Raw genomic sequence first — 10,025 nt, forward strand, 5'->3', positions numbered from 1 at the left:
CCTCCTCTCCCTTCACCCAGTAGGTCAGGGTGATTTTATCCCCGGGGTAAATCTCGCCCTTCCGGTCGAGCAGCCACGGATTCAGCTCCTCCATCCCTGCCTTGTATTCGAGGATGTAACGCCGCGTCGCCGTATTCTTCGCGCAGTATTCCTCTGCGATGTCCCAGATCGTATCACCGGGCTTGACAACATAGACCTCCTCAACGAGGACGGCGTTCTTATCGCCGTCCCAAGGGTTACACGCCCCTGCGCAGAGGATCGCTAGTCCCGCGATCACACATCCTGCAATCACTTTCTTGCCGCTCATGCGACTGCCTCCTTTCTCTTACGCGGGCGACCGCGCCCGCGTGCCTCGCTCATCTGCTTCGCATTCTCTACCATCGCTGCGGCTTTGCTCAGATCGCGGTGCGATACCGCCACATCATCAAGCCACTGCAGGAGAGCCCGACGTGATACCTTGATCTTGTTCCCCACCCAGAATGCGGGGAAGTCCCCCATACCGTGCCGCGCGGCGTGTGCAAGGGCGCGTATCTGCTCCGTACCGATGCCCATGTATGCAGATGTCTCCTCAATCGTAAGCACCGCCTTTTCCCAGATCGGGATTAGGTCTTTCTCCATCCCCTCACCTCCTCTCTGCTATGCGGCTCACGCCGTCTTGTCCTTTTGCTGCACATACCGCCCGAGAATCTGCAAAATTAACGCAGTCAACGTAATTCCTAACCCTTTCGCTTCCTCATCCAGTGCTTTCCGCAGCTCGATCGGCATACGGAGCAAAAACGGTGATTTCATACTTTCCTCCCTCCTAAAAAGATATCTTATTAATATCTCAAGGATATATTACCTCTATTTGGATATATTTTCAATATCCTTTAGATATCTTTTTTATATTCGTGTCTTGTGATATAATTTTGATATCTCGATAAGGAGGGATTTAAGATGTCCGAAATTTACCAGTACCCATTGAAGATTGATGCCGAAATCATGCAGGCAATCAAGGAAACTGCCAAAGAAAACGGGCGATCCGTGAACAAAGAAATTGAATTTGTCCTACGACAATACCTTCTTACGCAAGGAAAGCTGAAATAGGATATGCTCATGGAGCGTACAGCCGACTTTCCTTGCCTCCTCCTTCAACTCCTCATAGAGTTCCCTCGGAAGCCGCAGCGTCAGCGGCACTTTCGAGGGCTTTTCTTTTGCCATCCCCTCACCTCCTCTCTGTTGTTGTTAAACTTAAAGTTTATGCTGTAGGCAAAAAAATACAGTCTTTGTCAATCTTGTAGAGCTGGCACAATGCTGTGAAGTTACCCACATCAATGACCGTTTTCCCGTTCTCCCAGTTGACAATAGTCTGTTTGTTTTTACGTAAGAGTTTTGCAACCTCTTCCTGTGTCAGATTGGCATTTACACGGGCGGCTTTCAAGCTAATTTTCAATCCCCGTTCCTCCCTTCATTTTTTCTGCCCTTATTATAAATCAACTAAAAGTTTATGTCAACACTTTTAGTTGATTTATTTTTATTTTCGTATTGTGCTATTTTACTTTTAGTTATATAATGATTCATATAAACGAGGTGAGAGATATGCCCAACGAAAATACAATGAAAAAGACGTTTACTGATAACTTGAATCGTTTGTTACGAGTACGCGGCATCACGCAAGCAGAATTAGCGACCTATATGGAAGTAAGCAATACTACGGTAAATAATTGGGTGAAGGGCTACAAAGTTCCACGCATGGATAAGGTGGATAAGTTATGCTCTTTTTTCAAGATAAAGCGCAGTGAACTATTGGAGCAATCCCCCGCCCCCGCATCAGACGATCTGCCCGCGAACGTCTTCCCCATTGTGACAAAGAAAGTCCCCCTCCTCGGTACGATTGCCGCAGGGGTTCCCATATACGCCGATGAGAACTTTGACGGATACCGCGAGTGCACGGAGGACATTGACGCTGATTTCTGCCTGAAGATACAGGGGGACAGCATGATCGGCGCACGCATCAATGACGGTGACATTGTTTTCATCAAGAAACAGCCGGATGTGGACAACGGAGAGATCGCCGCCGTCCTGATCGAGGATGAGGCAACGCTAAAGCGCGTCTACAAGGAGAAAGATTCTCTTATATTGCAGGCGGAGAACCCGAGATACGCCCCCATCGTATATACGGCAGAAAGCTATGTCGAATGCCGCATCATGGGCAAGGCAGTTGCCTTTCAGAGTGATGTTGTGTAGCATAAAAACCGCACCTAGGGCGGCGGGAAGGAGAACGCATGGACAATATCATTATTTACAATACCGATGATGGTGCGGCAAAGGTAAGCCTATACGCCAATGATGGGACTGTCTGGATGACACAGGCGCAAATGGCAGAGCTCTTTAATAAAGAGCGCAGTGGTATTACCCGCCATATCAAAAACATATTTTCTGAAGGTGAACTAGAGGAAAAAAGCAATGTGAGTTTTTTTCACATTGCAAATTCTGATAAGCCCGTCGCATTTTACAGTCTCAACGTCATTCTTGCTGTCGGCTTTCGCGTCCGTTCCCCGCGCGGTACAGAGTTCCGCCGCTGGGCGAATACAACGCTGCGGGAGTATCTGCAAAAGGGCTTTCTCATTGATGATGAACGCCTCAAGAACCCTGATGGACGCCCTGACTATTTCGACGAGCTCCTTGCCCGCATCCGCGATATTCGCGCAAGTGAAAAACGATTCTATCAAAAGCTGCGCGACCTATTCGCACTTTCTGTGGACTATGACAAGACAGAGAAGGACACACAACTCTTTTTCGCCGATATTCAGAACAAACTTATCTTTGCTGTGACGGGCAAGACCGCCGCCGATCTTATCTGCGCACGCGCCGACGCATCCGCGCCGAACATGGCACTTACGTCATGGGAGGGGACACGAGTACGCGCACGGGATATTTACACCGCCAAGAATTACCTCACCTCCGACGAGATCGACATACTCAATCGCATCGTGACACTCTTCCTTGAGAGCGCGGAGCTTCGTGCGAAACTGTCAAAAACACTTACTCTAGCCTACTGGAAGGAAACGGCGGATCATCTGCTGGTTGAACATGGTGTCCCACTCCTGCGCGGACATGGGCGTCACAGTCACAAGGATATGAAAAAGCACATCACAGAGGTTTACAAGGAGTTTGATGCCCGCCGCAAGAAGGATGAGGCTCTACAGGCAGACCGTGACGATATGATTGCACTGGAGGAAAGCGTGAAGGCGGTCAAAGAGCGCAAGAAGTGACCGCCGCAAAAATGGCATAAAAAAAGACCGCTCCTAGTGCGGCAAACGACAGGATCAAATATCGGTATTTTACCATTTGAAATATCCGTAACCCGTTGATTTTATTGACTTTATAGGACAGGATCAAAAGATGACGCGCCACTCCGCACGCTGTAACACCCTGGTATGCTGTAATATGTAATTTTCACTTGACAACTTACCTCCAAAGACGTATGATAATGGCACAAAACGAATATGCTAATAGCGTCTCTGGTAGTAAGCTGCTCTCTTATCTGAGCTTTGCCGAATCCAGAGACATTTTTATTTGCAGGAGGTTCTATGAAAACAGCGATCTTGGTTGATGGCGGATTCTACCGTCGCCGTGCACAGAGCAGACTTGGCGAAAAGTCCGCCGAGGAACGCGCGGACGAACTCAAGAAATACTGCTATCGTCATCTCTATCATCACGGGAAACCAATCAGCGATTTATACCGCATCTTCTACTACGACTGTCTCCCTATGGATAAGAAGGTGTATCACCCTCTCCTGCAGAAGCAGATTGACTTTTCACAGTCAGAGTTGCGTACATGGATGCTCGCGTTTATTGAGGAGCTGAAGAAAAAGAGAAAGTTTGCCATACGTCTTGGAAAGCTCGCGGATGAGCAGGCGCAGTTTCTTCTTAGAGAGGATATAACGAGAAAGCTGTGCCGTGGAACAATTCCGGCAGAAAACCTGAAAGAGCAGGACTTTATGCTGGATGTAAAACAAAAAGGCGTAGACATGAAGATTGGTCTTGATATTGCGTCTCTCGCCTACAAGCAGCAGGTAGACCAAATTGTTCTGATTTCAGGAGACAGCGACTTTGTCCCCGCCGCAAAACTCGCACGTCGGGAAGGAATTGATTTTATCCTTGACCCGCTCTATAACCCGATCAAACCAGATCTGTTCGAGCACATTGACGGACTAAGAACCTGCGATCCGAAATTCAACCCAAAATGGATTGAGCGAAGTTAGTTTATAAAATGAAAACCGCCCACCGTGTTGGTATTATCCGGATCCCGAACGTTGGGAATCCGACGGAAAGACACGAAAGGAGAAATCACAATGAGCTGCTTCAGATGCAAAGGATCGCTTGAGGAGAAAAAGACCACCTTCATGGTCGAGATCGGCAAGCACATCATCATTATCAAAGATGTTCCGTCGTTTGTCTGCTCCCAATGCGGAGACACGACATACAGCGACGAGGTTGCTCATATGCTCGAGCAAATCGTAAACTCCCTGCGGAAGATTCCCACGGAGATGTCCGTCGTCAACTACAAGAGCAAGCCTGCGGCATAACATTTCAGCATAAAATAAAAACCGCCCACCGTGCTGGTAACACGACGAGCGGTGAAGTAGGCAATCTCCGAAGAGATATACCAACTCTGTAGCAAGATAAAGTATATCACACCTTCGGGGATTATTCCACATCGAATCTTCGGAGGTGTTTTATTATGCCAACCAAGCGCAAAGACGGGCGCTATCAGTCAAGTGTGACCGTCGAGAATCCAATCACAGGTGAGAGGGTCAAACGCTACATCTACGGCTACAGTTTGAAGGAACTCGAAGCCGAACGGCGACGCATCATGAACGCGAATATCTCAGACTTCTTGCAGATCGAAACATTCCACAACTTTGTCGAGGAGTTCCTGACGATGAAGCGCGATGTCGACCGCCTGGAAGAATCAACGCTGCTCACCTACCGCAGGTTCTGTGACCGCCATATCCTCCCGCACATCCCCGAGCACACACGGATCGCCGATATCAAGCCCGTGCTCATCAAGAAAATCCTCGCGGGGATTGCAGGAAATGCCAGCCGCCATCTTGCCTATACTCTGTTCAACTCCATTTTCAAGGCGGCAAAGTTCGAGCAACTGATTGCGGTGAATCCGATGGACTTTGTACGCACGCCGAAGCTCACCGCCACACCTGCGGGCATTGTAACGCCCGAGATCTATCAGGCATTACTCTCGGAGATCCGCGGCTCAGAACTCGAATACGTCTTTAAGTTCGCATGGGATACGGGGTTGCGCCGTGGTGAGATCGTCGCGCTGCGCTGGTCGGACTTCGATCAAAAGAACGCGCGTATCCATGTCACAAAGGCACGCAAGCGCGGTCGGCAGGAGTACGAGGGCGTACCAAAGACACCGAACAGCATCCGCATCGTCACGCTCGCCGATGCCGCCATGAAGAACCTGCTCGCATGGAAGAAGGTGCTCGCCGAAACGCTTCTTGCCGACGGGATCCGTCTCTCGGATGACGACTATATCTTCCGCTCCCTTGTCGATATTTCAGAACCGATGGAGTTGATCACGCTCACAGTCACCTTCTTTCAGCTCAAGAATCAGCTGCAGCTCCCTTCCAATCTCCGCTTTCACTCCTTCCGGCACACGCACGCAACACTTCTCGCCGAGCAGGAGGTCAGCGCGAAGAAGATACAGGCACGGCTTGGTCATGCCTCTGCAGCGTTCACCATGGATCGCTACATCCACCACACAGACGAGATGCAGGATGGCATCACGGACAAGATCGACCACATCGGCGAGCGGTACGGCAGATAGAGCAGGCTGTCAAATAGGCTGTCAAAATTCGTTTTTCGCCGCAGACAATTTTTAGCGAATCCTCGAACCCCTTGATTTTACTGGTAATTTCGGGAGTGCTCCGACGCACTCCGCCCACCGAAAATTTTACTTGACTTTATTTTAATCAATACCGTATAATATTCTACGTTAGCACTTTATCTTACTAAAGCAAAACTAAGGAGAGATGGAACGATGAACTGGAAGAATATTTTTGCAGGCGCGGCAGTTTTCGCGCTGTCAGCGGCACTCCTCACGGGCTGCGGCGGCAGTGAGAAGAAGGTCGCCTCGACAGACAATGCGGCAGAGATGGGAAAAATCATTGTCGGTCTTGACGACAACTTCCCGCCGATGGGCTTCAAGAACGAGAAGAATGAGATTACCGGCTTCGATGTCGACCTTGCGAAGGAAGCATCGAAGCGTCTCGGGCGCGAAGTCGAGTTCAAGGCAATCGACTGGTCGAGCAAGGAGGCGGAGCTCAAGAGCGGCCGCGTCCAGATCCTCTGGAACGGGCTTGATATCACGGAGAAACGCAAGGAGAATATGCTCTTTTCCAAGCCCTACATGGACAACCGTCAGATCATTTTCGTGAAAAAGGGCACGACCGCCGTCACGGATGAAAAGAGCCTCGCGGGCAAGACGGTCGGCACACAGAGTGCCGGTACTGCCGAGGAATATCTCGACGCGACAGAGTTCTACAAGACGGATGTCAAAGCGGTCAAGAAGTACCCCGACTATGTTGCGGCGTTCATGGATCTCGAGAACGGTCGTCTGGATGCCGTCATCGGCGATGAGATCGTCGGCCGCTACTACATGAGCAAGCACCCTGACCAGCTCGAGGCTCTCGACGTGGTCGTCGGCCCCACGAGCGAGTTCGGCATTGCATTCGCCAAGGACAACACTGCTCTGCGTGATGAGGTGCAGAAGGTACTCGACGAGATGAAGAAGGACGGCACGATCGCAAAGATCTCCACCGAGTGGTTCACGAAGGACATCACGAAATAAATATGTGACAACGGGAGGCTGCTGCGCAATAGCGGCGGTCTCTTTTTGCCGCTGCAAGGACGATAAAACGAATGGATAAAACACTGGATACGGTACTGCTCATGCTCGAGGGCTCGACCATCACCCTCGAGATTTTCTGTGTCACACTCGCACTCTCCCTCCCGCTCGGCCTCTTTGCCGCGCTCGGGAGACTTTCGCGTTTTCGGCTGCTCAGCCGACTGCTCGAGGTATATATCTGGATCATGCGCGGCACGCCGCTGATGCTGCAATTACTCTTTGTTTATTTTGCACTGCCGATGGTCGGCATCCTGCTGCCCGACATTGCGGCGGCACTACTTGCCTTTGTCCTCAACTACGCCGCCTACTTTGCCGAGATCTTCCGCTCCGGCATACAGGCAGTCCCACGCGGACAGTTTGAGGCAGCGCGTGCGCTCGGCATGAGTGCACCGCTCACCATGCGGCGCATCGTCCTGCCGCAGGTGCTGCGCATCACCCTCCCCCCCGTCAGCAACGAGACCATCAACCTCGTCAAGGACACCTCCCTCGTCTACATCCTCGCCATGAACGACCTCCTGCGCGTCGCACGCACCATCGTTCAGCGCGAGTTCGACATGACCCCCTTCCTCATCGCCGGCATCTTCTACCTCGCGATGACCGCTGTGCTCACCTATGGATTCAAAAAGCTGGAGGCGTACTATGGCAGATACGACAACTAACGAAATCATGCTCTCCATGCGCGGCATTCATAAATCCTTCGGCGACCTCAGCGTCCTTCGCGGCATCGACCTCAGCCTCGCACGTGGTGAAGTGCTCGCCATCATCGGCTCGTCCGGCTCTGGAAAGTCCACACTGCTCCGCTGTATCAACAAACTCGAAACCATTGACCGCGGGGATATCACGATTCGCGGAGAAAACCTCTGCTGGACAGCGGATGGTGATACATCTGCAACATACGCAAGCACCGCCGACGAGCGGCACATCCTCATGTCCACGGGTATGGTCTTTCAGCAGTTCAACCTCTTCCCCCATATGACTGTCATCGAAAATCTCATCGAGGCACCCATTCACGTCAAGGGACAATCCAGGGACGAGATTCTCCCCTACGCGCGTGAGCTCCTTGCCAAAGTCGGGCTCTCCGATCGTGAGAATTACTACCCGAGTCAGCTCTCCGGCGGACAGCAGCAGCGCGTCGCCATCGCTCGTGCACTTGCCATGGAGCCCGCCATCATGCTCTTTGACGAACCGACCTCCGCGCTCGACCCTGAGCTCACGGGCGAGGTACTCCGCACCATGCGAGCACTTGCCGCCGAGCGCATGACCATGATCGTCGTCACACACGAAATGGCATTCGCCCGCGAGGCCGCCACCCATGTCATCTTTATGGAGAACGGCATCATCGTCGAACAGGGCGCACCCGCAGAATTTTTCTCCGCACCAAAGGAGGAGCGGACGCGAGAGTTCCTGCGGAATATGCTATGATATTTCTTCAATGGTATGGTATAAATATATCATCACACCTGCTGTTTGACTGAAAGGGGAAGCCACCATGTCCGCACAGATTATTGACCTCAACCGTATCAAGGAACTTGAGGTTGACGAGCTCATTGACATCTTCAACGAGATGATCGAGGAAGCCCCCGCGCAGGGAATGCCCGAGGTCGCTGCAATGGCGCAGGAGGTCAAAAAGGACATTCTAAAGACAGTTATAAAAGGTGAATAACGCCAAACAGGGCAGATACAGAGGTGATGAGCCTCTGCATCTGCCCTGTTTGGTTGTGTTCCAACGGGTTATAAAAGTTCTGTGATGTACTGATCGTTCAGCGAATCCAGACGAATCTGACGGAGCATATATAGCTCACTCTCCGTAAACTCATATTTGGAACTTCCAAAAATACGTGCCATGACGAGGAGGAAGAGGCGTGTGCCAAAGAAGCCGATACATTCATCCCATCGCCTCGCATCCTTGATTTGGTACGTTGCTCCCCACGTATCAATTTGAAAAACACTGTCCATCGAATTGGAAGCAAACAGAACGCGCGTAATATCCGCATAATCCACATGAATCAGTGGTTCATTGTAATCTGCAACATATAAGGATTTATCCGTAAAGACGATGATCTTCGTGCTAAGAAACGAATTTCCGGCTTTCCCATATCCTATGATGTTTTCCTGTCCCTTAGCGATTCCTTCTCGAATCCCTGTATCAGGAATAGACACATAGGGGTGCACCTGATAGGTAAAGTTTTCCTTCCAAAAAGGATTGCAGTGATCGAGAACCCGTCGCCCATCTTTCAGATTTCCAAGGATCAGGACACTGCACAGCTCCGCCAAGACCTCGGGCGTCATGCGTTTTGTGATGTCGATTACTTTCTTTCGCACCTGTTCATACGCCTCATCAAAGTCCACATCGACAAAAGTAATTCCAAGTTCCTCAAAATCAACGATCTCGTCACTGTCAATCACGGCGACGGCTTTTCCAATCCCATAATAGGTGCGTTGTTTTGCCACGAGAGGAATATGAAATTCTCCGCCGCACAAAAGAATCTCTGTCGGATTATTTTTCAGCACATCGTCCAAATCTTTTTGGTCAAATGCAGCATATTCCACCATATTCAGATAACGCTCATTGCTTGTGCATTGTCGAAGTTTTTGCAGCTTTCGCTCACGCTCACGAATGGCATAACTATCAACAGCATCTGCTGCAACACCCTCGACGCCGAGAATGGCGCAAAGCTGTGCAGCGAGATCGGGGGCATCGCCGTCAAGTGCTGCGACCTGCTCCGCCATCTCCGGCAAATAGTGATCATCGAGCCAGATTTTCAGTCTGCCGTTATGGAACTGGGCAATGATCTTCTCAAGATCAAAATGCGTACGCACCTCCTCGATATTGCTGCGTGCCAGATAGCCGTCCTTAAGCTCAAGCGGGAATTTCACCTTTCGTGCCATGATGCTTCCTCCACATTCCATAAACGGCGGAGCAGTCCCCTGCCCCGCCTCGTTCTCTCAATCAAATATGCTCAATATCGCCCTGCCAAAACTCTTCACGGTCTCTACCACCTTCGTCGCGACCTTGTGCAGCCCCTCAGCGACGGTGGTTACGGCGGGTTGGATGATCTTAAGGAAACGCTGATAAAACACGGATAACAAGGCTTGCGTTATCCACAGGCAT

At 50.8% G+C, this 10,025-nt stretch carries 16 protein-coding genes; 10 read left to right on the forward strand and 6 right to left on the reverse strand.

Going from position 1 to position 10,025, the window contains the following annotated elements:
* The 3 genes from ACO6BQ_RS10745 to ACO6BQ_RS10755 all read right to left on the reverse strand — a co-directional run.
* Positions 1-307: LysM peptidoglycan-binding domain-containing protein (locus ACO6BQ_RS10745; RefSeq protein ID WP_489120872.1), on the reverse strand; the 307-nt coding region annotated here is incomplete at its 3' end.
* Positions 304-618 (reverse strand): excisionase, encoded by a 315-nt coding sequence (locus ACO6BQ_RS10750; RefSeq protein ID WP_489120873.1) that lies wholly within the window; start codon positions 616-618, stop codon positions 304-306. The genes ACO6BQ_RS10745 and ACO6BQ_RS10750, both read right to left, overlap by 4 nt.
* 27 nt (positions 619-645) lie before the next feature.
* Entirely contained in the window at positions 646-789 is a 144-nt protein-coding gene (locus ACO6BQ_RS10755; RefSeq protein WP_489120874.1) for a hypothetical protein, read from the reverse strand.
* A gap of 192 nt (positions 790-981) precedes the next feature.
* Between ACO6BQ_RS10755 and ACO6BQ_RS10760 the strand changes: the two genes are divergently transcribed.
* Positions 982-1,086, forward strand: a complete 105-nt coding sequence (locus tag ACO6BQ_RS10760) for an Arc family DNA-binding protein (RefSeq protein WP_445263852.1) — start codon at positions 982-984, stop codon at positions 1,084-1,086.
* Here the strand turns inward: ACO6BQ_RS10760 and ACO6BQ_RS10765 are convergent.
* Positions 1,048-1,200 carry a hypothetical protein gene (locus ACO6BQ_RS10765; RefSeq protein ID WP_489120875.1) on the reverse strand — a complete coding sequence of 51 codons (153 nt, stop codon included), beginning with the start codon at positions 1,198-1,200 and terminating at the stop codon, positions 1,048-1,050. The two genes, ACO6BQ_RS10760 and ACO6BQ_RS10765, sit on opposite strands and share 39 nt — an antisense overlap.
* A gap of 37 nt (positions 1,201-1,237) precedes the next feature.
* Positions 1,238-1,432: a helix-turn-helix transcriptional regulator gene (locus ACO6BQ_RS10770; RefSeq protein WP_489120876.1), complete on the reverse strand. Its 195-nt coding sequence runs from the start codon at positions 1,430-1,432 to the stop codon at positions 1,238-1,240.
* A gap of 164 nt (positions 1,433-1,596) precedes the next feature.
* On the opposite strand from ACO6BQ_RS10770, the gene ACO6BQ_RS10775 reads away from it, so the two are divergent.
* The 9 genes from ACO6BQ_RS10775 (at position 1,597) to ACO6BQ_RS10815 (ending at position 8,576) form a co-directional block, all read left to right on the forward strand.
* Complete coding sequence (locus tag ACO6BQ_RS10775; protein ID WP_489120885.1) at positions 1,597-2,226, forward strand: LexA family protein; 630 nt, start codon at positions 1,597-1,599, stop codon at positions 2,224-2,226.
* Between the two features lie 38 nt (positions 2,227-2,264).
* Positions 2,265-3,254, forward strand: a complete 990-nt coding sequence (gene rhuM, locus ACO6BQ_RS10780; RefSeq protein WP_489120877.1) for a RhuM family protein — start codon at positions 2,265-2,267, stop codon at positions 3,252-3,254.
* Positions 3,255-3,572: 318 nt separating this feature from the next.
* Positions 3,573-4,247, forward strand: coding sequence for an NYN domain-containing protein (locus tag ACO6BQ_RS10785; protein WP_489120878.1), 675 nt, complete (start codon positions 3,573-3,575; stop codon positions 4,245-4,247).
* Positions 4,248-4,337: 90 nt separating this feature from the next.
* The gene (locus tag ACO6BQ_RS10790) at positions 4,338-4,571 is read left to right on the forward strand and encodes a type II toxin-antitoxin system MqsA family antitoxin (protein WP_489120879.1); all 234 of its coding nucleotides are present in this window, start codon (positions 4,338-4,340) and stop codon (positions 4,569-4,571) included.
* Between the two features lie 155 nt (positions 4,572-4,726).
* Positions 4,727-5,833 (forward strand): tyrosine-type recombinase/integrase, encoded by a 1,107-nt coding sequence (locus ACO6BQ_RS10795; RefSeq protein ID WP_489120880.1) that lies wholly within the window; start codon positions 4,727-4,729, stop codon positions 5,831-5,833.
* A 213-nt stretch (positions 5,834-6,046) separates the two neighbouring features.
* Positions 6,047-6,856, forward strand: coding sequence for an amino acid ABC transporter substrate-binding protein (locus ACO6BQ_RS10800; RefSeq protein ID WP_489120881.1), 810 nt, complete (start codon positions 6,047-6,049; stop codon positions 6,854-6,856).
* A 71-nt stretch (positions 6,857-6,927) separates the two neighbouring features.
* Positions 6,928-7,572, forward strand: a complete 645-nt coding sequence (locus ACO6BQ_RS10805; protein ID WP_489120882.1) for an amino acid ABC transporter permease — start codon at positions 6,928-6,930, stop codon at positions 7,570-7,572.
* The gene (locus ACO6BQ_RS10810; RefSeq protein ID WP_489120883.1) at positions 7,553-8,335 is read left to right on the forward strand and encodes an amino acid ABC transporter ATP-binding protein; all 783 of its coding nucleotides are present in this window, start codon (positions 7,553-7,555) and stop codon (positions 8,333-8,335) included. Before ACO6BQ_RS10805 ends, ACO6BQ_RS10810 begins: the two co-directional genes overlap by 20 nt.
* 67 nt (positions 8,336-8,402) lie before the next feature.
* Positions 8,403-8,576 carry a hypothetical protein gene (locus tag ACO6BQ_RS10815; protein ID WP_159060749.1) on the forward strand — a complete coding sequence of 58 codons (174 nt, stop codon included), beginning with the start codon at positions 8,403-8,405 and terminating at the stop codon, positions 8,574-8,576.
* Between the two features lie 68 nt (positions 8,577-8,644).
* Here the strand turns inward: ACO6BQ_RS10815 and ACO6BQ_RS10820 are convergent, their stop codons facing one another.
* Complete coding sequence (locus ACO6BQ_RS10820; RefSeq protein ID WP_489120884.1) at positions 8,645-9,802, reverse strand: hypothetical protein; 1,158 nt, start codon at positions 9,800-9,802, stop codon at positions 8,645-8,647.
* Between the last annotated feature and the right edge of the window lie 223 nt (positions 9,803-10,025).

Source organism: Centipeda sp. (in: firmicutes), assembly GCF_057271695.1.